This window comes from Candidatus Puniceispirillum marinum IMCC1322, from assembly GCF_000024465.1.
Classification (GTDB): Bacteria; Pseudomonadota; Alphaproteobacteria; order Puniceispirillales; family Puniceispirillaceae; genus Puniceispirillum; species Puniceispirillum marinum.
This window is the reverse complement of record NC_014010.1, coordinates 246,173-270,099: the sequence shown is the minus strand read 5'-3', so window position 1 is coordinate 270,099 and position 23,927 is coordinate 246,173. Positions and strand designations below refer to the sequence as shown.

At 47.4% G+C, this 23,927-nt stretch carries 22 protein-coding genes and 1 pseudogene; 9 read left to right on the top strand and 14 right to left on the bottom strand.

The genetic code is table 11. The features are described 5' to 3' along the window. The first annotated feature begins 5 nt into the window (after positions 1 to 5). A complete protein-coding gene (argE, locus tag SAR116_RS01305; RefSeq protein WP_013045125.1) occupies positions 6 to 1,163 on the top strand; it encodes an acetylornithine deacetylase in 1,158 nt (385 codons plus the stop codon). 14 nt (positions 1,164 to 1,177) lie between these two features. Here the strand turns inward: argE and SAR116_RS01300 are convergent, their stop codons facing one another. After that, positions 1,178 to 2,476, bottom strand: coding sequence for a cytochrome-c peroxidase (locus SAR116_RS01300; protein ID WP_049757464.1), 1,299 nt, complete (start codon positions 2,474 to 2,476; stop codon positions 1,178 to 1,180). Between the two features lie 33 nt (positions 2,477 to 2,509). Between SAR116_RS01300 and SAR116_RS01295 the strand changes: the two genes are divergently transcribed. Beyond that, on the top strand, positions 2,510 to 2,989 hold the full coding sequence (locus tag SAR116_RS01295; protein WP_041860696.1) for a tetratricopeptide repeat protein: 480 nt from the start codon (positions 2,510 to 2,512) through the stop codon (positions 2,987 to 2,989). Between the two features lie 59 nt (positions 2,990 to 3,048). On the opposite strand, the gene SAR116_RS01290 is transcribed toward SAR116_RS01295, so the two are convergent. The 5 genes from SAR116_RS01290 to SAR116_RS01270 all read right to left on the bottom strand — a co-directional run bounded on the left by SAR116_RS01290 (position 3,049) and on the right by SAR116_RS01270 (position 8,467). Further along, positions 3,049 to 4,107 (bottom strand): TRAP transporter substrate-binding protein, encoded by a 1,059-nt coding sequence (locus tag SAR116_RS01290; RefSeq protein WP_013045123.1) that lies wholly within the window; start codon positions 4,105 to 4,107, stop codon positions 3,049 to 3,051. Between the two features lie 36 nt (positions 4,108 to 4,143). Further along, positions 4,144 to 5,643, bottom strand: coding sequence for a TRAP transporter large permease (locus tag SAR116_RS01285; RefSeq protein WP_013045122.1), 1,500 nt, complete (start codon positions 5,641 to 5,643; stop codon positions 4,144 to 4,146). Further along, on the bottom strand, positions 5,643 to 6,296 hold the full coding sequence (locus SAR116_RS01280; RefSeq protein ID WP_013045121.1) for a TRAP transporter small permease: 654 nt from the start codon (positions 6,294 to 6,296) through the stop codon (positions 5,643 to 5,645). The genes SAR116_RS01285 and SAR116_RS01280 overlap by 1 nt, the downstream gene beginning before the upstream one ends. Positions 6,297 to 6,387: 91 nt before the next feature. After that, positions 6,388 to 7,296: an aldo/keto reductase gene (locus SAR116_RS01275; RefSeq protein ID WP_041860695.1), complete on the bottom strand. Its 909-nt coding sequence runs from the start codon at positions 7,294 to 7,296 to the stop codon at positions 6,388 to 6,390. A gap of 13 nt (positions 7,297 to 7,309) precedes the next feature. Continuing rightward, positions 7,310 to 8,467 carry an LLM class flavin-dependent oxidoreductase gene (locus tag SAR116_RS01270; RefSeq protein ID WP_013045119.1) on the bottom strand — a complete coding sequence of 386 codons (1,158 nt, stop codon included), beginning with the start codon at positions 8,465 to 8,467 and terminating at the stop codon, positions 7,310 to 7,312. Between the two features lie 155 nt (positions 8,468 to 8,622). Between SAR116_RS01270 and SAR116_RS01265 the strand changes: the two genes are divergently transcribed. From SAR116_RS01265 to SAR116_RS01240, 6 genes are all read left to right on the top strand, one after another. Further along, positions 8,623 to 9,333: a GntR family transcriptional regulator gene (locus SAR116_RS01265; protein WP_041861024.1), complete on the top strand. Its 711-nt coding sequence runs from the start codon at positions 8,623 to 8,625 to the stop codon at positions 9,331 to 9,333. A gap of 47 nt (positions 9,334 to 9,380) precedes the next feature. Then, on the top strand, positions 9,381 to 10,511 hold the full coding sequence (locus SAR116_RS01260; RefSeq protein ID WP_013045117.1) for a Gfo/Idh/MocA family protein: 1,131 nt from the start codon (positions 9,381 to 9,383) through the stop codon (positions 10,509 to 10,511). Between the two features lie 86 nt (positions 10,512 to 10,597). Then, the gene (locus SAR116_RS01255; protein ID WP_013045116.1) at positions 10,598 to 11,848 is read left to right on the top strand and encodes a sarcosine oxidase subunit beta family protein; all 1,251 of its coding nucleotides are present in this window, start codon (positions 10,598 to 10,600) and stop codon (positions 11,846 to 11,848) included. 12 nt (positions 11,849 to 11,860) lie between these two features. Beyond that, positions 11,861 to 12,148 carry a sarcosine oxidase subunit delta gene (locus SAR116_RS01250; protein WP_013045115.1) on the top strand — a complete coding sequence of 96 codons (288 nt, stop codon included), beginning with the start codon at positions 11,861 to 11,863 and terminating at the stop codon, positions 12,146 to 12,148. Then, a complete protein-coding gene (locus SAR116_RS01245; protein ID WP_013045114.1) occupies positions 12,145 to 15,117 on the top strand; it encodes a sarcosine oxidase subunit alpha family protein in 2,973 nt (990 codons plus the stop codon). The genes SAR116_RS01250 and SAR116_RS01245 overlap by 4 nt, the downstream gene beginning before the upstream one ends. Continuing rightward, positions 15,110 to 15,673 (top strand): sarcosine oxidase subunit gamma, encoded by a 564-nt coding sequence (locus tag SAR116_RS01240; protein ID WP_013045113.1) that lies wholly within the window; start codon positions 15,110 to 15,112, stop codon positions 15,671 to 15,673. The genes SAR116_RS01245 and SAR116_RS01240 overlap by 8 nt, the downstream gene beginning before the upstream one ends. A 19-nt stretch (positions 15,674 to 15,692) precedes the next feature. Here SAR116_RS01240 and SAR116_RS01235 read toward each other — a convergent pair whose 3' ends face one another. The 5 genes from SAR116_RS01235 to SAR116_RS01215 form a co-directional block, all read right to left on the bottom strand. Then, on the bottom strand, positions 15,693 to 16,727 hold the full coding sequence (locus SAR116_RS01235) for a GlxA family transcriptional regulator (RefSeq protein WP_013045112.1): 1,035 nt from the start codon (positions 16,725 to 16,727) through the stop codon (positions 15,693 to 15,695). 82 nt (positions 16,728 to 16,809) lie between these two features. Further along, positions 16,810 to 17,865: a heme-dependent oxidative N-demethylase family protein gene (locus SAR116_RS01230; protein WP_013045111.1), complete on the bottom strand. Its 1,056-nt coding sequence runs from the start codon at positions 17,863 to 17,865 to the stop codon at positions 16,810 to 16,812. 11 nt (positions 17,866 to 17,876) lie between these two features. Beyond that, entirely contained in the window at positions 17,877 to 18,842 is a 966-nt protein-coding gene (locus tag SAR116_RS01225; protein WP_013045110.1) for a PDR/VanB family oxidoreductase, read from the bottom strand. Continuing rightward, positions 18,839 to 19,456: a dimethylamine monooxygenase subunit DmmA family protein gene (locus SAR116_RS01220; protein ID WP_013045109.1), complete on the bottom strand. Its 618-nt coding sequence runs from the start codon at positions 19,454 to 19,456 to the stop codon at positions 18,839 to 18,841. The genes SAR116_RS01225 and SAR116_RS01220 overlap by 4 nt, the downstream gene beginning before the upstream one ends. A 135-nt stretch (positions 19,457 to 19,591) precedes the next feature. Beyond that, positions 19,592 to 20,725, bottom strand: a complete 1,134-nt coding sequence (locus tag SAR116_RS01215; protein ID WP_013045108.1) for an aminomethyl transferase family protein — start codon at positions 20,723 to 20,725, stop codon at positions 19,592 to 19,594. Between the two features lie 312 nt (positions 20,726 to 21,037). On the opposite strand from SAR116_RS01215, the pseudogene SAR116_RS01210 reads away from it, so the two are divergent. Then, positions 21,038 to 21,331: pseudogene (locus tag SAR116_RS01210) on the top strand (glutamine amidotransferase); the annotation flags it as partial. A gap of 68 nt (positions 21,332 to 21,399) precedes the next feature. Here SAR116_RS01210 and SAR116_RS01205 read toward each other — a convergent pair. From SAR116_RS01205 to pabB, 3 genes are read right to left on the bottom strand one after another with little or no spacing between them, the layout of a single operon-like run. After that, positions 21,400 to 22,053: an aminotransferase class IV family protein gene (locus SAR116_RS01205; protein ID WP_013045106.1), complete on the bottom strand. Its 654-nt coding sequence runs from the start codon at positions 22,051 to 22,053 to the stop codon at positions 21,400 to 21,402. 11 nt (positions 22,054 to 22,064) lie between these two features. Further along, complete coding sequence (locus SAR116_RS01200; protein WP_013045105.1) at positions 22,065 to 22,655, bottom strand: anthranilate synthase component II; 591 nt, start codon at positions 22,653 to 22,655, stop codon at positions 22,065 to 22,067. Next, positions 22,655 to 23,896, bottom strand: coding sequence for an aminodeoxychorismate synthase component I (pabB, locus tag SAR116_RS01195; protein ID WP_013045104.1), 1,242 nt, complete (start codon positions 23,894 to 23,896; stop codon positions 22,655 to 22,657). Before pabB ends, SAR116_RS01200 begins: the two co-directional genes overlap by 1 nt. Positions 23,897 to 23,927: the final 31 nt, after the last annotated feature.

Below are 23,927 nucleotides of genomic sequence, written 5' to 3'. Positions count from 1 at the left end.
AAACGATGAATCAAACAGTCGATATTCTGAATGACCTTGTTGGGTTTGCCTCGGTCAGCCGTGACCCAAACCGGATGCTGATTGACTATGTAGCCGACAAACTTGCAAAATACGGCGTTGATCCTGTTATTATCCCAGATAAAAGTGGGAAAAAGGCCAATTTATATGCCGTAACGGGCCCTGATATCGATGGCGGTGTGATGCTTTCGGGGCATACTGATGTTGTGCCTATCGATGGTCAGAACTGGACAAAACCTGCGTTTTCATGCACATATGAGGACGGTAAATATTACGGGCGTGGTACTGCCGACATGAAAGGCTTTGTCGCCGCAGCCATTGCCAGCTTTATTAACGCCACCCGCCTGAATCTGAATAATCCATTGCATTTGGCTTTGTCTTATGACGAGGAAATTGGCTGCATTGGTGTGCGTTCGCTGATCGACATGTTAGGCAAATCACCGCATAAGCCTGCCTTTTGCATCGTCGGTGAACCAACTGAAATGGGGTTGGCTACAGGACATAAGGGAAAAACTGCAATCCGGGCAAACTGCCAGGGGCGCGAGGGGCATTCGGCGCTGGCACCTATGGCAATGAATGCGTTGCATCTTGCTTGTGATCTGGCTGGCCAAATTCGCCATATGCAGGATGAACTGGCACGCGCTGGCCATAAAGATGATGATTATAACGTGCCTTACACCACCATGCATGTTGGACGGATCGAAGGCGGCATCCAGCTCAATATTGTTCCCAATGCCGCCTTTATAGATTTTGAAATTCGTAATTTGGCTGAAGATGATCCGATGGCACTATTGGACAAGTTGAAAGAACGTATTGCGCCGATCATCGAGATCGCCAAAAAAACAGCTCCTGAAGCTAATATTCAATTTACCATAACCAATACATATCCGGGGCTTAACACGCCAAAGGATGCCGAGATTGTGAGCTTCATGAAAGCTCTGACAGGTCATAACACCACAATAAAGGTGGCATTTGGTACCGAAGGTGGCTTATTTACTCGCGATATTGGCATTCCAAGTGTCATTTGTGGGCCAGGTTCGATGGATCAAGGGCATAAGCCAGACGAATTTGTGAGCGCTGAACAGCTGGCACAATGTGACACTATGCTCAGCACGCTTAACCAGCGCCTAGTAAAAGGTATTTAGCTCTAACCGACAGATTATTTATCAACTGGCAATCCGCTTGGCACCGTATCGGGAACCCCAAGCGGCAAACGCAATGCTGTGGCACCGGTCAAGCTATGCAGAAACGCCACCAAATCATCAATCTCACGGTCATTTAGGTCAATGGGCGTGATATCGAGATGGCTGCGCTGCCTTGCCATTTCACGCTTATCACTCATCACAACAAAATCAATCGCCTGTAGCCATTCAGCTGTTGGCAATTGCGCCATTTCCGGTTGCCACTCATCTAGCATCTGCAAGGGGTTTAGGTGATGCCGCACCATATTTTCCAATGACGCATAGGCACCATTATGCCCATAGGGACCCGTCAAAGCGACATTACGCAATTGTGGGGTTTTGAATCTGTAGGCATCTGCTAGATCATCGCTTTCGCCCATGCGGCCAACATCACGAACATAGGGATCAAATCGCCGTGTTCGTCCTGGGCCAAATGGTGGCAAGGCCAGAGCATAAAATTTGTGATCACTCAGAAGCGAGCCTGAATGACAACTGGCACAATTAGCTTTGCCATAAAACAGGTCCAAACCACGCTTTTGTGATGCGTTCAATGCGGTTTTATCCCCTGATATAAAAGCATCAAACGGGCTGTCATGCGACCGCCATTCCTGTCCGATAAACGCACCTAATGCTTTGGCAATATGCGTAATATCAACTTGATCAGCCGTTTCAACATCGTCAAACGCGTCAACAAATAGCTGCCCATATTCAGGGATAATACGCACCCGCTTGGCGATGATTGGCCACACAGCGTCAATCCGGTCATGGGCCGCGCCAGCAACCTCATTTTCCTTTGGGTTGCCTGCCATTTCAAATTGCGCTGTCATAGGCAGAATGGCCTGTGCTGCCAGAATGGTATCTAGCCCGTTTGGTAACCATTCTTCGGCTGGTGAATTAAACCCGTTCTCATAATCATCAGACACTGAAAGTCGGCCATCCTGAAACAGAACTCTGACTTCTTTAGCCCCAATATTCCATAAGGCCGAAGCATTGCGAGGCACCCGCTTTTTGATGCGGTTGTCGCCAAACCCCGGCAATCGTGTCGGCCCTACACCAACACCCCCTTCACCAATACCCAAAGACAAACCATCCGAGCCACCAAAGCGATGATGATGACACGTACCGCAGGAAATATTCTGGTTTCCAGACAGAATTTTATCATAGAAAAGCTTTTGACCAAGACTGGCTTGCATGGCATCAATATTATGAAAATCGGCATCAACAAGTGGTCGCGGCAAATCAGTAGTTTCGGCAAATGTTGCATGCCCAAAAACCATGCTGGCAATAAGTGTAAAAACAAAGGACTTAAAATGCGTCGCTTTCTGATGTTTATGATCGTTGGAGTTCTCCTGCCGGTCTTTGCCCATGCTGAAATCGAAGCAGCACGCGACCTTATGGAAGAAGGAAGATTTGTCGAGGCACGTGAAGCGCTGTGGCCTGCGGCGCGGTCTGGCAATGCCGATGCCGAAGAATTGATTGGCGTTATGTATGCGATGGGGTTGGGTGTCGAGCAGGATGATATCCGCGCTTTTGACTGGTATTTGCGCGCGTCGATGAAAGGACATCCTGGCGCTCAATCGGGTATTGGCTGGTATTATGAAGTTGGCCGCGGCATGCCTGCCCCTGACCTTACCCGTGCTTATCTGTGGTATGTGCTTTCGGCGATCGGCGGCGATCCCGATGCGGCAATATCGCAGGAGGAAGTTGTTAAAAAAATGACTGTCGAACAAATTGAAAAAGCGCATGTGCTTATCGATGATTATCGTGTTTGGCTATTCCCCTTCAGATAAATAATCTGCAAGGCTAGGTTTCAAAAAGGGCTACCTCAGAACAAGGTAGCCCTTTGTTTTTAGTTAAGGTCTCTAGCACGACCTGCATTAATGTCAGCCTCGGCAGCAGCAACCGCTTTGGTCAGAGCATTAAATACAGCTTCGCCACCGTCAACATTCGACTTGAACCAGTCATAAACTGGAGATGCCGCTGTCTTGAACGAAGCCTTTTCGGCAGGTGTTGGCACATAAAGATCACCACCACCAGCTACAAAGTCAGCATAAGCCTGAATTGACTTGCGCTTTGGTGAGGCAAAGGTCGCCTGCTGAAGCTGGGCAAAACCGTCAACAATAACCGCACGCATGTCTTCAGGCATGGCCATGAACTTGTCATTAGACATCCACCACAAAGCACCCATATAGGCGTGACCGTCAAGAGTTACATACTTCAGACCGGCATCAGGGAACTTCATGCCCATGATATCGGTAATACCGTTCTTGGAACCTTCAACAACGCCTGTCTGGAAGCTTGTAAACAGCTCCGGCCATGGAATAGGTGTTGGTGATGCTCCAAGAGCCCTAACCAGTTCCTGTGGCAAATCAGCAACAACAGTACGGATCTTCAGGCCATTCATGTCGCTAGGGCTTTGAACACGACGCTTGGTATTGGCAAAGTTACGCCAGCCACCAGTGTTACCAATTGTCATCAGACGTACCTTATTATCTGAGCTGGCCAGTGCCATGTCTCTGACTTCACGTGTGAAATCACCAGACAAAACATGCTCTGCAATGCGGTCATCTGACATCAGATATGGCAGGTCAAGAACCTGAACATATGGGAAGATGCCTGCGGCACCGCCTGATGTAGAGATATAAACGTCAATTGAACCATCGGCTACACCCTGCAAACATTCTGCACCCTTTGAACAAAGCTGGGTACCAATAAACAGTTCAACGGCGATTTTGCCATTGGATGCTGATTCAACATAATTTTTGAATACGACAAGACCATCATAATCTTCATCATTTTCATTCGAGTTAGCCGTTGCACGGATTGTGTAATCCGCTGCAAACGCTGACATTGTTGGTGCTGCAAGCAACGCCACCGCCATCAGAGAACGCATTACTAGTCTTTTCATCTTTTCCTCCATTATTGCTTTGATGAACTATATCCCTCACTTAATGAATCCGGCAAGCCGCGGTATCGTCATGGACAATGCCGGAAAATAAGTAATCATGAAAATGACCACTATTTCCACCGCGAGGAATGGCAGAATGGCGCGCGAGATGGTTTCAACCCGCTCGCCAGAAACTGAAGATGCAACAAATAAAACAAGCCCCATGGGTGGCGTCGCCAGACCAACTGTTAAATTTACTGACATGATAATGGCAAAATGCACTGGATGCACACCAAGGTCGATAAAAACAGGTGCCAGAATAGGGCCTAAAATAATGATCGCGGGCCCTGCATCAAGAAACATGCCAACAACGAATAACAAAATATTGATAAGAAACAATAAAACAAGAGGATTTTCACTCAGGGTAATAACAAAAGCTGCCAGTTGTTCAGGGGCATGGCTAAGACTTACAACCGTCTTGAAAGCTACGGCCGCCCCCACCAGCAGCAACACTGTTGCCGATGACACGGCTGCCTTCATGAAAATAGAGGGTAGATCGCCAAGTTTCATTGTCCGCAATACAAAAAATGAAATCAATAACGCGTATGCAACGGCAATTGACGATGCCTCAGTAGGGGTAAATACCCCGATCATGATACCGCCAAGTATGATAATCGGTGTTTGCAAAGGTGCTACGGCTCGTTTGCATACAAACCTGAATTCCTGCGTCACACGTCGCCTTATATTTAGCAGGATCAGATGCGCAACAGGTAAAAATACAAAAAACAATGTCCAGCCATCAACCGAAATATCTATATCGGTGATCGTCGCTAATAGCGCCTTTACGCCCGCATAGACGGCGACCAGAAACCCCGCAACATTAATCCGCAAAAGCACCAGTGAAATCCAATATTCAACTGGCCTGATTGTGATGTCTTTTTTGACAATGCGCTCGGCCTTGGGCAAATCATATTTATCGGCAAGCACCCGTACCATCATCATCAGGCCAGCCCCCACAAGAACACCCGGAACAATGCCTGCTAGAAACAAGGCCGCCACAGACTCACCCATCACATAGGCATAAATAATCATAATGCCTGATGGGGGAATGATCGGACCAATAACCGAACTTGCCGCCGTAATAGCCGCCGCGAATTTACGCGAATAGCCATTCTTCTCCATCGCAGGGATCAAGGTGGACCCCAGCGCTGATGTGTCGGCCACTGCCGATCCCGATAAACCGGCAAACAGCATTGATGACAGAATATTTACATGCGCCAAACCACCACGCAAATGCCCCATCAAGGCTTGCGAGAATTCAACCAGCCGGATTGTTATACCCCCCCGATTCATCAATTCACCGGCAAGCATGAAGAAAGGTAATGCCATCAATGGAAACGAGTCCATACCATTATAAACATTTCGATATAGTAGCGCGATGTCGCGTTCCTGCCCGTTGAGCCACAGCAATAAACCAGGGGCAACAAGCAAAGCAAAAAATACCGGCAAGCCGATCATCAGGAAAAACAGAAATACAGGTAAAAACAGAACCAGCATCAATTAGCTCCTGCCGTTCCTGGCGAGGTGATCTGCGGCAACGGAAAATTAGGCACCAGTAGCGCAATGATGCTCCGCAAAATCAACTCGATGGTGACCGTGAACAAGAAGCTAACACCAAACAGCAAGGACGCATAAACATATCGCAATTTCAGCCGGACCATATCCATACCGAACCAGTCAAGCGGTAGCTTCAAAGATGAAGAGGCAAAATTGCCGCCAAACCCCATCGTATGCTTCCACCCAAACTTTATCGCATAGATCAATACAATGACTGACAATGTCAGCAGGAACAAAGTAAGCGCTTGCGCCAATCTATTCGGCAAAGCACGCGGCAACATATCAATGGCAACAAACCCACCTGTACGCATGGCAAAAGGTGCCATAAGACCCGTCATCCACAGCATGCAAAGCCTGGCGGCTTCATCTGGCCACGCCAGGGCATCATTAAGCACATAGCGAAAAAACACCTGCAACAGAATCATGATCACCATAATTAACAGGGCAACCCAAGCTAGTTGTTTGCTAATCGCAATAACTAGCTTGTTCAGCCATGACACAGGAGCCATAACCGACGATATGGTGCGCGCAATTGTCCAGCTCACGCTGTTTATTGACGCATCATTATCGTGATTGCTGTCAGAATTATGCATAAACTCCCCATTCTTTGCAGGCGACATTATGTTCAAACACCGCAATCTCTATTTCATGACCAAACCAGTTATGTCAAAGCCTATCTAATGCCTAAGGCACTTCATGGCCAAGCGCCATCTCATACAAAACAAACCAAGTTTCACGATCCATCTCAATTTTGCAGGCATCACCAAGATGCGCGATGCGATCAAGATTATTTGTGCCCATGACAGGCATAATGCCCGCTGGATGCGCCAATAGCCACGCCACGGCAACCGCCGATGCGTCACAGTTCTGGCGCGCACCTATGTCGGAAAGTTTGTCAAACAAGACTTTGTTGGATTTTTCAAATAAACCGCCCCCGGCCAGAGGTGACCATGCCATTAGGGCAATATTCTTTTCCTGGGCAAACGCAATATCGCCATTCGTAAACGCATCATGCGCCAGCAGTGAAATTTCAATCTGGTTGGATGCAATAGGATTAGACATGGCCGATTGCAACAAATTTATATCCCATGGCTTGAAATTTGAAACACCAACACTGCCAATTTTACCTGATGCTATCAGCGCATCTAGTGCCGCGCCGGTCTCATGATGATCCATCAATGGATCCGGCCTATGCAACAATAGGATATCGATATGATCGATATTCATAAGCTTCAATGAATTATCAACACTATGGTTAATATGCGTCGCGCTAGTATCATAATATTTTACCACGCGCTCAGGTGACTTATCAGTCAATAATTGAATATCACACTTGGTAATAATTTCAATATTGTCAACTATATGTGGTGCTTCTTTCAACAATTTTCCAAACAAACGTTCAGACTCATAATTGCCATATATATCGGCTTGATCAAAGCTGGTGATACCCTGGGAAAGACAGGCTTCAACCTTGGCCTGAACATGTGACACGTCACGATTTTCATCATCTGCAAGACGCCACATACCATAAACAATGCGGCTAAGTTCGAGTTGTGGCATCGAAGACCCACGATTAATTGATAAACGATCCATTATATCCACATTCCTATTTACGTATGCCGTTGCCAAGTGGCGTGTTTGGTGTGCTTGACGGCACCCGCCCATAGACCTCAGGCAATGAACATGTTGATAATTGTGGCAATACCCGTTTGCCAAATGACTCGCACTCGCTTAAATGCGGATAGCCAGAAAATATAAAGGCGTTGATACCCATCTTCTGATATGCCTCGATCTCGGATAGTACCTGATCTGTTGATCCAACCAAAGCGGCGCCACATCCCGATCTTGCCCGTCCCACACCTGTCCATAAATGTGGTTCGACATAGCCAAAATCATCAGCTTCGTCACGGTTGCGTGCCTGATGCGCAACGCCCAACGAGGTTGAGTCAAGCGCCCTATTGCGAATAGCCTTTCCATATTCATCATCAAGCTGGCTGACCAGATGCTCGGCATAATCTCGCGCTTCGGCTTCGGTATCACGTACAATGACATGGACGCGTAATCCGTAATCAAGAACCCGGCCATAATCCTTAGCGCGCTCATGAACAGCTTTCATGCGTTCAGCCAGCATATCCTTGGTTTCCGGCCACATCAGATATACGTCACAATGCTGTGCGCATAATTCGATTGCAGCAGGTGAATAACCCCCAAAATATAGTAATGGGCCCCCATTCTGCTGATAGGGACGCGCTGGATCGGTTGGTAATGTATCGAATTTATATATCTCACCCTGATAGCTTATCTCATCCCGATTCCATATCTGTTTCAGAATTTCGACCACTTCACGTGAACGCTGATAGCGATAGTTACTATCCGCAACCTCACCTGGAAAATCTGAAGAAATGATATTGATAGTCAAGCGGCCCTCTAGCATATGATCCAGTGTCGCGATTGTCCGCGCCAGCATAATAGGCTGCATCTCGCCACAGCGCACAGCTGCTAGCATATTGATATTTGATGTCAATGGGGCGTTGCCCGCGACAAAGGTCAAAGTGTCCTGCCCGACTTGATAAGAAGACGGACACAGAATATTGCGAAAACCTAGCTCATCAGCTTTGCGGATAATACGCGATGTATTTTCCCAGCTACTGCGCAAATCACCGTCTGGTTTACCAAGATACTGGTAATCATCCGAGCAAAGCGGCGCAAACCACGCCACTTCTGACGCACCTAGCCCTTCAGATTTAACTGGAATAATCGACACCTAAAACCCCCAACTTCATTTAACCCAACCACTTTGCAATGATCTTTTGTCATCGTTAATGTGCGAAAAGCAGCCTTGATTGATATAGATCAATGCTGTATCAATATATTAACTTTACAGATTTTATGTGGGCGATCAATCAAAAGTTTTTAAAAATGTTAAAAACCAATTTGAGCGGAACAATTCCGCTATATATGCAGGTCTGCGATTTACTAGAACGCGAAGTCAACGCCAAAATCCGGCTTGATGGTGAACGGTTGCCGCCTGAACGCGTTCTTGCCAAAGAACTGGGTATCGCTGTTGGCACTTTACGGCTTGCGCTGGCTGAGTTGACCAATCGCGGTATGCTGAAACGCATTCAAGGATCAGGTAACTATATCCGTCACAAAAGCAACCGCGAGTCTATTTACGCTTTCTTTCATCTGGAACTCATTGACGGAATTGGCAATCCAAGCGCAGAACTGATCTCGGCAAGCCGGATTGCAAAGCCTGCTTGTTTGCCTGATATAGGCGGTTCCGACAAGGCGCATCGTATTCGCCGCGTGCGTCATCTTGGTGATGTCAAAGTCGCGTTAGAAGAAATCTGGATTGACGGAAAATTCGATCTTGATGATGGTCAAAACCACATGTCACATTCACTTTACCAGCTTTACAAAGAGCATCTTGGCTTTTGGATAGCCAAGGTAGAAGACAGTGTTTCTGTCGCGCCTATGCCTGACTGGGGACAACCCCTTTTCAATCAAAGTGATCAAACAGTATGGGGGTTTTGCGAACGATTAGCCTGGGACCAGCACGGACAGCTTGTCGAAGCGTCCAGCACATGGTTTGATCCGGCCAAAGCCCGCTATCGTGCCCGTTGGAAATGACAATAGACACGAAATATTAAATATTATGAAGCGTTAGGAACGAGTGAATGGGTAAACATATTAATTACGGAATTATCGGATGCGGCATGATGGGGCAAGAACATCTGCGCAATATCGCTTTGCTTGCCAACACCACCGTGCTTGGCATTATAGAACCTGATCCAGGCATGCAAGCCGAAGCGTCAAAGCTGGCACCTGATGCCCATTTTCATGATTCAATTGAGAGTTTGCTAGCTGATGAACGACTGGACTGTCTGGTTATCGTCAGCCCTAATTTCTGTCATGCCGATCAATTGCTCGAGATAGCACGTCGCAGGTCGCTTCCTATTCTGGTTGAAAAGCCACTTTTCACTCATGTGTCAGATATAGTTCGGCTTCAGGATTTTGAAAAAAATTATCCAGCGCCGGTCTGGGTGGCTATGGAATATCGCTATATGCCGGCTGTCACCGCGCTGATTGAAAATGCGCCTCAGGATACTGGCGGAATTGACATGCTCACAATTCGCGAGCATCGCTTTGCGTTTCTGCCAAAAATTGATGACTGGAACCGTTTTAATGTCAAGACAGGCGGAACCTTGGTTGAAAAATGCTGTCATTTTTTTGATCTGATGCGTTTGATTTTACAGTCTGATCCGGTGCGGGTTATGGCCTCGGCTGGACAAGGCCATAACCATACGAACGAAACATATGATGGGCAGATCCCCGATATATGGGATCATGGCTATGTGATCATTGAATTTGCCTCTGGCAGTCGCGCGATGCTGGAATTATGTATGTTTGCCGAAGGGTCGCGTTATCAGGAAGAAATTTCTGCGGTTGGTGTTGCGGGTAAAATTGAATGTCAGGTACCGGGGCCAACACGTTTCTGGGCGGCTGATCTTGGTGCCCCACCCATTGCCAAACTAACTGTCAGTCCGCGCAACCCACCAGGACCACGTAGCATTGATATTCCTGTTGACCCTGAATTGCTTGAAGCTGGAGACCATAATGGCTCAACCTTTTATCAACATCAAAAATTTGCTGACGTGGTTCGCGGACATGGTGCTGTCGAAGTCAGCATCCATGATGGCATGATGGCAGTGATCATGGGCATGGCCGCACAACATGCCGCAACCACCCACGAAACAGTGCTGATAAAAGACATTCTAGACGGTAAAATCACCACGCTGGCTGTATAATGTCGTGTTTTACACATGGTTTGTCCGATTCGCGCATTTACAAAACCATACGACTGGTCACACTTTTATCGTTATAGGAGATCTACATGCGATATTCAGGGTTTCGGGTCATTAAGGAAGCACTTACCGGACATAAAGGCTGGACACCAGCCTGGCGTTCGCCTGAACCAAAAGCGCATTATGATATCATCATTATAGGCGGTGGTGGTCATGGTCTGGCGACAGCTTACTATTTAGCCAAACAATTCAAGGAAAAATCTGTCGCCGTTCTTGAAAAGGGCTGGATAGGCGGCGGCAATGTCGGACGCAACACAACGATCATCCGGTCAAATTATCTACTTGACGGTAATGAGCCATTTTATGAATTGTCCCTAAAACTCTGGGAAGGGTTGGAACAGGACTTTAACTATAATGCGATGGTCAGCCAGCGCGGCATTATAAATCTTTTTCATTCTGATGCCCAACGTGATGCTTATGTAAGACGCGGCAATGCCATGCTTTTGAATGGGGCTGACGCCGATTTGCTCGATGCCGACCAACTTCGCGCCGAATGCCCATTTTTGAATTTTGATGATGCTCGTTTTCCGATCAAGGGTGGACTGGCGCAACGGCGGGGCGGCACAGTACGCCACGATGCTGTCGCATGGGGCTATGCGCGCGGTGCAGACAGTCGTGGTGTTGACATTATTCAGAACTGCGAAGTAACAGGGTTCAGAATTGAAAATGGCGTCTGTAGCGGCGTCGAGACGTCCCGCGGATTTATCGGTGCTGAAAAGGTTGGCTGTGCTGTTGCTGGGTCATCCGGACGCGTGATGGCAAATGCTGGCATGCGCTTGCCAATTGAAAGCCATGTTCTGCAAGCCTTTGTGTCTGAGGGGTTAAAACCAGTCATTCCGGGAGTTGTAACCTTTGGAATGGGGCATTTTTATATTTCTCAATCAGATAAAGGTGGTTTGGTGTTTGGTGGCGATATTGACGGCTATAACACCTATGCCCAGCGTGGGAACCTGCCGACCGTCGAAGATGTGTGTGAAGGTGGCATGGCAATCATGCCCATGATTGGCCGCGCCCGAATTTTGCGGATGTGGGGCGGCGTCATGGATATGTCGATGGATGGATCGCCAATAATTGACAAAACACATATTGATGGGCTGTTTTTCAATGGGGGTTGGTGCTATGGCGGCTTTAAGGCCACCCCAGCCTCAGGTTGGTGCTTTGCCCATCTTCTGGCAACCGGACAGCCACATGAAACAGCAACAGCCTATCGCTTTGACCGCTTCCAACGCGGTTATATGATCGATGAAAAAGGCGTCGGCGCCCAGCCGAACCTGCATTAGGAGCCGCTAGTCATGATCATAAATCATCCTTTACTTGGCCCCCGAGATGCCCAGGAATTCATTTATCTTGGCGATGCATCATTGCTGAACCGACCTGATTGGCAAACTGCGGATGCTGACACCGCCTTTTACGATTACCAGTATCTGCGCGATAATCCGGCTGGGCGACATCAGGAGCTCTGGTATCACGAACAAGGTGATCGCTCATGGTTAGTTGTGACACGTGACACGACAACCCATACCATTGAGAAAGTTGAATTTGCATCCGATGTGGCGCGCCAAAGGGGACGCAGCAAATGAGTCACTTTACAAATCAACCTAACCGACTAGACAGTGGCGGTATGATTGACCGTACAAAGTTGATTGAATTTACCTTTGACGGTAAAAAATTTGATGGTTTTGAGGGTGATACGCTAGCATCTGCCTTGCTCGCCAACAATGTCAGATTAATGGGACGATCATTCAAATACCATCGCCCACGAGGGGTTATGACGGCCGGATCCGAAGAACCCAACGCCATCGTTGAACTGCGTTCAGGCGCACGCCAAGAGCCTAATAGCCGCGCCACCGTTACCGAATTATTCGACGGGCTTGAAGCCAGAAGCCAGAACCGCTGGCCATCGTTACAATTTGATGCCATGGCCATAAATGATCTGTTTTCAAATTTTCTGACAGCTGGATTTTATTACAAAACATTTATGTGGCCTGCGGCTTTTTGGGAAAAGCTTTATGAACCCATCATCCGCAACGCGGCGGGATTGGGATCATTATCAACAAAAGCTGATCCAGATAGCTATGATAAAGGGTTTTTACATTGCGATCTGTTGATCATTGGAGCTGGACCATCTGGCCTCACTGCCGCGCTAACCGCAGCCCGTGCTGGTGCTGATATCATCATAGCTGATGAAGACTTTGTACTAGGCGGCAGACTGACTGCCGAAACCTATGAAATAGGTGACGCCTCCTGTGCTGACTGGGCGCTAGAAACAATTGCCGAACTTAATTCAATGAGCAATGTGCGCTGTATGCCACGCACCACAGTTATTGGCGCCTTTGATCATGGTGTTTATGGCGCTGTCGAGCGCATATCAGATCATCTTGCCGTTCCGACAGACGGTAAACCACGTCAGGTGTTGTGGCGTATTTATTCCAAACGGGCGGTTCTGGCGGGCGGTGCCATCGAGCGGCCAATATGTTTCCCCAATAATGACCGTCCTGGCATAATGCAGGCAAGTGCCATCCGTTCCTATGTTAATCGGTGGGCTAGCACACCGGCATCACAAATCGCCATCTTTACCAATAATGACAATGGTTACCGCACCGCTACCGATTTACGTGACAAAGGCATTGATGTCAGCGCGATCATTGACACGAGACCCGACGCGCCTAAATGTGAGGGTATTGAGGTTCTGGCTGGTGGACGCGTTGTTGACACCTCTGGACGACTTGGCCTGAATGCCATCACTGTTCGCATGAATAATGGCACAACACGCACCATCAAATGCGGTGCACTTGGGGTTGCTGGCGGCTGGAATCCCAATGTGCATCTAACCTGCCATCAACGTGGCTTTCCGCAATGGCAACAAGATATTGCAGCCTTTGTTCCCGGTGGGACATTGCCTGTTGGTCTGGGTGTTGCTGGCGCGGCTAATGGCCAATTCAGCCTTGATTCATGTTTGTCATCCGGCGTTCAATCAGCTGTTACCTTGCTTGCAGATATTGATATTAAGGCAAAAGCAATCAAATTACCCAAAGCCGAAGATGCACCTATCAAACTTATGCCATTCTGGCATGTCGGCTATGGCAAGAAAAGAGCTTGGGTTGACCAGCAGAACGATGTGACAGTCAAAGATATAAAGCTGGCGCATCAGGAAAATTTCCGTTCTGTCGAACATTTAAAGCGATACACCACATTAGGCATGGCAACTGACCAAGGAAAAACATCCAATATTTCTGGCTTGGCGATCATGGCTGAACTTTCGGGAAAATCCATTCCCGATGTTGGCACCACTATTTTCCGCCCACCTTACACACCAACAGCCATCGGCGTTATGGCAGGGCGCGCCCGTGATCGTCATTTCCGCCCTACCCGCTTGACGCCATCGCATAAATGGGCCGAAGAACAAGGTGCCGTTTTTGTCGAAGCTGGCATGTGGTTGCGGGCGCAATGGTATCCTCAGCCAGGCGAAACCCATTGGCGCGAAAGTGTTGACCGTGAGGTCTTGGCCACACGGGCTTCGGTTGGTGTGTGTGATGTGACAAGCCTTGGCAAGATTGATATTCAAGGCCGTGATGCCACAACATTCATCAATCGGGTCTATGCTAACGGGTTTGCAAAATTGCCAATAGGCAAGACACGATATGGTCTGATGCTACGCGAAGACGGCATTGTCATGGATGATGGTACAACCGCACGCCTTGCCGAGTCACATTATGTCATGACCACAACTACTGCTAATGCCGTAGGGGTGTTCAGGCATCTTGAATTCTGCCGTCAATGCCTATGGCCTGATCTTGATGTTCAACTCATATCAACAACCGAAAGCTGGGCGCAATATGCCATCGCTGGCCCTAATGCACGCAAACTTCTTGAAAAGATCATTGATCCAGAATTTGACCTGTCCAATGACGCCTTTCCATTTATGGCCTGTGGTAAAGTCACAGTATGCGGGGGATTGCGCGCACGTCTGTTCAGAATTTCATTTTCTGGAGAACTGGCTTACGAACTTGCTGTTCCGACGCGCTATGGTGATGCGCTGATCCGGCGTATCATGGAGGCTGGTGAAGCCTATGATATTGTGCCTTATGGCACCGAAGCGCTTGGTGTCATGCGCATTGAAAAAGGACACGCCGCTGGTAACGAATTAAATGGCACGACCACCGCGCTCAATTTGGGGTTAGGCCGCATGGTATCCGCAACCAAGGACAGCATTGGCAGTGTGCTATCGCGCCGAGAAGGTCTTACGCAAAAAGATGCCATCATTCAGATTGGCCTAAAGCCAGTAAATGATGCCGACGCCCTTGACGCTGGTGCCCATCTCATGCGGGTTGATGATCCGGTAAATGCCGCCCATGATCAAGGCTATGTCACATCCGTTTGTTATTCGCCCAGCCTAGGTCATGCAATTGGCCTTGGCTTCCTCAGCAATGGGTCAAACCGCATGGGCGAAATCATCCGCGCTGTAAACCCGCTACAGGGACGCGAAATTCTAGTCGAAGTTGTTAGCCCACATTTCATCGATCCAGAAGGGAAACGCCTCCATGCATGATCTAGCCCCCTTACACGCGCTTGGCGGTCATAGCCCTCAGATAGATGTTTATGATCGTGTTACACTCGCCGAAAATGCTGATTTTGCCTATGTATCCATAGCAGCGCATGCAGGCGGTAAAGATAAGCTCAGTAAAATTGCTGGGAAAGTGATTGGGGTTACCTTGCCACTACCAGAACAAATGACACATCATGATGACATAAGCGCGATATGGACTGGCCCGGATCAATGGATGGTTGAGGCCCCGATTGAATCACATGAAACAATGGCAGATGATCTGACCATAAAGCTGGCTGGCATTGCCGCCGTTACCGAACAAAATGACTCCTTTGTGCGTTTTGATCTGACTGGCGAACTATGCGTTAATATATTAGAGCGCCTATGTGCTGTTAATAGCCGGCAGATGCCTTACAACAGCGCTACCCGCACGGCTATTGAACATATTAGCTGCTTTATTCTGCATCGGTCAGTTGGATATTTTTCAATTCTGGGCGCACGTTCATCCGCAAAATCACTTCATCATAATTTAATAAATAGTATTAAGTCTGTAGTGTAAAACACTAATTAATATAATTTTATATAGATGGAAGCGAACGGTTATCTTGTACGCGGAAGAGATTGATTCTGTTGCGCTCCTCTTTTGGCGTGATACCAAACGCATCCTTATAATGCCTGACCATCGCCGCCGCATTGCTATAGCCTGTGGCATAAGCGATATCGGTCAGCGTATCATTTGAATATAGAACAAGCTGGCGCGCGGCTTTCATCCGCATCAAGCGGTAATAATGTGATGGGCTTTGCCCTGTTGCTTTTTTAAACCCGCGTTCAAGCTGGCGGGCTGATAACCCCACAGTTTCAGCGACAGTACTGACAGAAATTGATTCATCTATGTGCGTGGCAAATAAATGAACCGCCTGTTGGATCGCAGATGGCAGCATGTCATCGGCACTGGCTGTGTAAAATGCTGGAATCCGCTGGCGCACGCCCACACCGCGTACAAGCGGGTGCTGAAACCAGCAGGCCACTTCGGTCATAACAGGCGCGCCCAACTCCTGCTCAATCAGATGCAACATCATATCGAAAGCAGCGGCGGCACCGGACGCGCTATAGCGTAATTGATCCATGACAATCACATCATCAACAGCCTGTATATGTGGAAATTCTGCTTCAAACGCAGCTTTATAGCACCAATGCACACTACAAGGATGCGCATCCATTAATCCGGAACGTGCCAAAGGAAACACACCGCCACTGACTGCCCCCATACAGGTACCATGACGAGCAAGGTGACGAAGCATTCCAGTTGATTTCTGTTCATGTTCCAAATGTGCCATCGGTCCACTTAGGCAAAAAATAAAATCAAGATTCGCAGCATCAGCCAGCGTGATATCAGGATCAAAGTAAACCCCCGCACTTGCCGGTATGCGAGCGCCATCCTCGGAAATCAATTGCCAGCCAAACCGGTCTTGACCTGCAATTTCATTGGCCGCGCGCAATGGTTCTATCATCGACGTCAGACATGACATCGGAAATCCCGGAAAGATAAGGAAACCTAGATGAGTTTTGCGGATCGGGGCTGTTCCTGTTTGCTGTTCATTCACATATGTCATGAAGCTATCAATTTGTTAAAACCATGCGGGATGATGCCTCAATTTATGTCTATTGAAAAGCTGTTATACGCTTGGGTCGCAGTCACTTTTCCAGATGTAAATCAGGCCATACACCAGGTGACGTTTCAGCGCCATCGTCAAATTGTGACAAGTAACTCACCAGCAATTCACGATTAGCAATGAACCCCTTATAGGTTGCCAAATCGTCAGGAATATCACGTAAGACCCTGTGCAAACGACGTCCCCATTTTGGAATTGTCACAAGATCGGCAAATTTAATCAGATAGCACCGGATTGGAAACACCAACGCGTTTGACCGCGGCAATCGAAAGAATGTTTGCAACTCGACCCGAAGATACTGCTTTTCACCTACATTTTCAGGCGTCAAACTGGCCTTTTCAATACCCCATTTATGATAATTTTCTGGACTTGTATCCAGCAGAGGATTGACCGTAAGTGTCCAGTTCAAACGGCGGGCGGGCGTGCCTTGTTGAATGGCCAGCAAAAACTTTAATGCCCGTTTAAAAATACCCATTTCATGCGCGCGCGGCACCGGCGCATGCCATTCAAAGAAATTCATGCCAATGTCAAAATCAAGCGACCAATCGGCTTGTGTGGTGACCATGCCAGCGTCCATCCACAGATTATCATCGCGTTGATCCAAAACACAGAAGTCACCTTGGGCTTGCCGCGTGATATATTCCATTGGCGCATAGGGCAAAGTGGTGTTGTCCATAAACACAAAACTATCATCAATACCCATGGGGCGATTAATCCACCGCCAATGAGTGCCATCACGGTGCAATTCAAACAGATCAGGATAATCTTCTGACTTTGACATCATGATCAGTTCCAGCAAATCCCAACCAGCTAAATTCATATGCGGCAGTGACTGGCACCGAAGCGGATCTTCATCAAGCACTATCGCCCTGTCCTTCATTTCAGACAGGTAATGCTCGTCAACGTCAAAACGTTTTTCATATACAGACCCTTCCGGGCCACCGCTATGCTGCTCCATATTCACCGAATACATGAAACTGTCTTCGTGGAACGGAAATGGAAATCGGTTAATGGCCCATTGTGAGTTACTAAATGTATAATCACCGCGAAACGTTTCATCTTTGAATTGAATGCTCATATCTCGCTCTCCTATCGATCAAGAACCAGGTTGCGTCCGGCAAATCGGGAAACACATGGCATTATATGTGTTTTTCCAACTTTCTGTTCATCATCGAGCCAGTGGTCGTTATGCTGAATATCTCCATCACATTCCAAAACGCGTGTCTCGCACTGGCCACATGCCCCACCCCGACATAGATAAGGCGCATCAATACCAGCAGCCTCAATGGCTTCAAGCAGACTTTGTTGCTCACCGACCTCGATGGTCTTTTGGGAAGTGGCCAGATTTACGGTAAAGGCTTCACCCGAAGGCGGTGCTAAAAATTCTTCATGGTGCACAGTCTCATGCGGCCAACCCATCTCAAAGGCTGTATTTCGCACCCAGTCTATCATGCCTTTTGGGCCGCAAATATACACATGCGTTCCAAGTGGTTGTCCTTTGAGCAGGTTAACAAGATCAATTGTTTGTTTCTGGTCATCAAAATAGACATGAACATTATTCGGATAGTGGTCGGTTAACGCTTCAGCATATGCACCAAGTGCACGCGACCTACATGAATAATGAAGCTCAAAATGCCCCTGCAAGGTACCAAGCTGCTTTATTTGCGCTAGAAACGGCGTTATGCCAATACCACCTGCAATCATCAGGTGTTTGCTGGCACGCAAATCCATTGCAAATAGGTTAACCGGATAGCTGATCACCATCTCATCATCCAGTTTGACTTTACGATGCATGAATAATGACCCGCCGCGCCCGTTATCATCACGACGAACCGAAATTGAATAACGTGACTGATCCATTGGATCAGACATCAGTGAATAGGGATTAAGGCGGTTAATTTCGCCATCTTTCATCTCAATGACGATATGCGCGCCACCAGAAAAAGTTGGAAATAATGCACCATCGATTCGCTCAAACGAAAATCGGGTAACAAGGTCATTGACCTTACTGATCTCAACAACCTTGACTAAGATTTTATTCTTACCCGCAGTCATTTATACAACTCCACTTGAGCCGGGACGTTGCCGTGATCTTCGGCATCAACGCGAACGCCCTGAAACGCGGCTAAACGTCTGGAATAATGATCTCTGACAAACAGGTTCAACCCGCAATGCGAACAGATGAATGGGTCGGTTATCACATCCTCGGTTATGCCCTTGCAATGTACGCATTGCATCCGGCGGGCGACTGATCCACGATGTTCCATCTGGATGGCTACATGGGGAATACCTGCCTCGATCGCTTCTCGTTGCGCTTGCCCCATCACCCCTTCTGTACCAGCCAGATAAACTTGCAAACCCATATGGGCATTCGTCAAAATATGCCTTAATCTAGGCACTGAGGCTTCATAACTGACGCCTAAATAGAACTGGCGCGCACCTAGTGCTTTGAGTTTTTCGACATAAGTTTCTTCGGTATGTTTTGGGATATAGATAATGTGGGTATTTGCCATCATCTCTTGGCTATCATCTGACTTTTGAACCATATCCAATATTGCTTCTGCACCCTCTGCATCAGCAATCATCAAACAATCTTTGCCTGCCCGTGCTTCAAACTTGCCATAGATTGGACGACTTCTAATTGACGATGGAAATTGGAATTCAGACATAATACATATGCTCCACTTTGAAAAACTGGACTAATTCAACTTAGGCGCAACCCCCTTTAAAAAATCCGCCTCACCAAAGACGCTTAGTTGAAATCAATCAACCGACGATTATGGATATAATCGCCCATCAGTTTACTAGCCCTTTGCAGAACGAATTTTCTTTTGCGGATCGTAGAATGGCATCGAGTGTGCTTGACAAGCAATATCCCCAGAAGCGTTTTTGACGCTCATGGCAACGCCATCAACAGCACAATCAACAGGCATGCGTGCAATACCAACATTATGCTTATTCAATGTTGAATACATACCGACAGTAACTATACCAACCTGCTTTCCATCCTTCATCAAAGGCGCACCCTCATCTGCCGGTTCGGTTCCGTCAAGAAGAACGCCATAGATTTTAAAACGCTCTTTACCTTTAAGGCGCATATGTTCTTCACAACCACGGAACCCTGTTTTGCCCGGTGAAACCGTAAAATCAAGTCCAAGTTCCCAAAGTGTATCACCATGTTTTTCATTCTCGAACGGATACATGTCCGAGTTGTCATAGGGGAAAAATAGCAAATAACTCTCAGCACGAAGCAGATCGAGTGTCGTAAAGCGTGTAGGGATAATGCCCATTGCGGCACCTTCTGTAACCAGTGTATCCCATATCTTTGGCGCATCCTGACCACGGCAAAAAAGCTCATAACCGCGCTCACCCGAATAACCAGTTCTAGAAATCATAACGGGGCAATCAAACAGCATGGTTTGCGTATGATTGAAATAGTTCAACTGGCGTATGCTATCGACATACTTATCAAGAAACTCAACCGCCAGCGGCCCTTGCAAAGAAATATCATGCAAATTGTCATCAAACCGCAGTGACACATCACGGCCAGTTGCCGCCATGGTTAGCTGTTCATGCCCCTGCCCTGATCCATGCACAACCATAAAACTATTTGGGCCCATTCGGTAAATCACACAATCGTCAATAAATTTTCCTTCATCATTCAGCATACAGGCATATGTCGAACGCCCAGGCCGAAGTTTTTCAATATCGCGGGTGACGGCTCTATCAATCACATGGCTGGCATGCGGGCCAGCTACATGAACTTTTTTTAGCCCCGAAACATCCATAAATCCCGCCTTTGTGCGGATCGCCAGATATTCCTCTTCCTGATCTTTATCATAGGACCAAGCCGTTCCCATCCCACTCCAGTCTTCCAATTCAGACCCCAAAGCACGATGCCTATCGGCCAATGTAGAAAATCTCCATGATGCAGTCATGACTAATCTCCTTCCAAAAATGGCGCTCAGATGAATTACACTCATATGTAAGATCTTGAACAATCGGAGCTTATAAACGATTGGGCTATGACGCCCATCGGGCATATAGCCATACATATAATCTTCAACAAAAAAGGTTTAAAGGCTAGTAATTTTTGCATATTAAGAAAAAAAGTTTCTTATAAATAATAAATCTAATATAGCCTCGTCTATTAAATGGGCTAAAAATTTATTATCATGATAATTATTTTCACCTTAGTAAAACATAGTTTTTTTGCTGTTAAGGTTTCAATTGATAAATGAAGTTTTAGCATGTGCGGTATCGTCGGCCTTTTTCTCAAAGACAAAAAACTTGGAGCTGATCTTGGCGCCATGCTTACCGATATGCTGGTTACAATGACTGATCGTGGGCCTGACAGTGCTGGTATTGCGATTTATGGCCAAAACAGCAAAGAACATGGCAAATTGACAATTCAGTCGGATAATCCCGTGGCAGACTTTGCAACATTGTCTGCTGATCTTTCAAAAACGCTTGGATGCACTGTGTCGTTGGATGCCAAAGATACGCATGCTGTTTTGCATTTTGATGATTTGCTGTTTCTGGGCGCATCAATCTCACGCTATCTGTCGGTCATTTCTTACCCACAGGTGCCCTGACATCACAGTAGCATTTGTTAAAATGCTAGTTCCGCCTGTATCAATCCGCGCAACGAATTACCGACAAACACTTCGGTTGCGCCACGAACATCGTCCAGCGTGAGCACCGCCTCAACTGCTTTGTCATTTTGCACCATTGTCTCACGCAGGATACCGGGCAAAAGTCCGCATTCAAGTGAAGGTGTTTTCAGCATTCCACTGCCATCGCCAATAAATAGCGAAGTGATCGTCCCTTCGCATATTTCACCGTTTTGATTAAGATAAATCAATTCGTCAAATTGAGCTGACGCGCCACTGCAAAATGCCGCCCTATCCTCTTCATAGCGCTGTCGGTTGCTAGTTTTATGCCGTAGCCACATATCGCCAGCATCCAGCCGTGTTGCGGCCAGCCCCAGTCGCCATCTTGACGCAACCTCAGACGGCGCATCCGCAACATCTACGACCAACTCACCATCCTCATATAAGGCGACGCGCACCCGCTTATCAACAAGCATACCGTTCAGTTCATTATCAAGCGTTGCATGAATAGCATGCGGATCAAATGGCAGGCCAAAACGCCGGGCAGACGAAGCCATCCGACGTAAATGCGCATTTCCCCGGTCAAAACCTCCTGGGTCAAACTCGCAAGCTGGACGCCAACGCATGGTTTCGAAAATATGAAAATCCACCATGTCCTGACCGCCTAACTAAGCTTGGCGTTTCGACATATATGAACAAAATTCTTGATCATCGTCATACCATCCTCGGTCATGATTGATTCAGGATGAAATTGCACCCCATAAATATGTGCTGACAGGTCTTCTACAGCCATGGTTTCTGCTATGTCATCGGCTGTTTCAGCAACAATAGAAAGAGATTTATTTATTGTATTTTTATCAATAGAAAGAGAGTGATAACGTCCAACCTTTGTGTTTTGCTTTATATTTGTAAACAACCCTTTACCATGATGTGTAATCGCACTTGCCTTGCCATGTGAAATCCGTGCTGCTGCAGTGACTTCAACACCCATTGAGCGGGCTATGATCTGATGCCCCAGACAAATACCTAGCACTGGCACCCGACCACGGATTGCCGCCAGAATATCAAAACTATTGCCCGAATCCTCTGGTCGGCCTGGCCCCGGCGATAACACCACCCCTATCGGCGCACTGTCGATGACTGTTTGAACTGTCGCCACATCATTCTTACGCACTTCAACGGGCATGCCTGTCGCAGCAAAATATTGGGCGATGATATAGGTAAAAGAATCGTAATTATCGATAATAGAGATCATCAACTGGCCTGTAGCTTGGCAAGAGGTGACAGATGTGTTTCGGGCTTACTGGCGATCATCACCCTCTCAAGGAAGGCCATTTTAGCCGCACATTCGGCAAATTCGCTGTCCCCGTCGGATTCATGCACAATACCGCCACCAACACCAACCTCTGCATACCCATCAACACTGACTGACAAGGTCCGTATAGCAACATTGAAACACATATCACGGTTAGGTAGAATATAGCCGATCGATCCGGTATAGATGCCGCGCTTATCCTTTTCTAAATCACTGATAATTTGCATGGTTCGCACTTTTGGCGCACCGGTGACCGAACCACAGGGAAAGACACCTGCAAACAGATCGCTTATCGACAAATCAGCCGGCACCTCACAGCTAATTGTAGAGGTAAGTTGATGCACAGATTTATAGCGCTCAGGTGAAAGATAAGCGTCAACAGAAACGCTATTGGTGACCGCCACACGGCCAAAATCATTCCGAAGCAAATCAACAATAATCGTATTTTCCGATTGGGTTTTACCATCTTCCAACATGGCATGCACAATATCGTGATCTGCGGCATCATTAGCCCCACGAGGTGCCGTACCTTTCATCGGACGTGTTACAAGCCGGTTGCCATTTTTCCGGAAAAACAACTCTGGCGAGCGCGATAAATATACCGGCACATCAGGCAATTGAACAAAGGCACCATAGGATACAGGTTGCTGTTGGCGCATTTCTTCATAAAGCGCCAGCCGGTCACCATGCATATCACCCGACATGCGGTAGGTATAATTTGTCTGATAGGTATCACCAGCCGTTATATGCGTCTGTAATACAGCTATATCATCCAGATAGCTTTCTATATCGCGGCTACTATGGGGCAATGATAGATGAAACTCACCGCCTTTGGCCGCTGCTGCCATCAAACTGTCAGCCTCAATTCGGGTTAACTCTATATGCTCTCGGAACAGGCCAAAGCAGATTGTCACCTCCTCCGCATCACCAGCACCTGCGGTAATTAATGCTGGATCAAATTGATGTGCAGCTTCATAGGAAATAAAACCCGCGGCAAACAATCCGTTATCAAGCCCCTGTTCGAGCTGTGCCATTGCCGCGGTAATATCGCAATCACCGGTGACCGAAACAACCTCGACCGGATCCCGAAATAGGTGGGATATATCATCATCGTGATAATTGGCATCAAGAAGGACAAATGGAAGCGGTGCGCGCAATGTATTTAAATATGAAGACATCATCACAATCTCAAACTGGCAGGAAATTCATAAA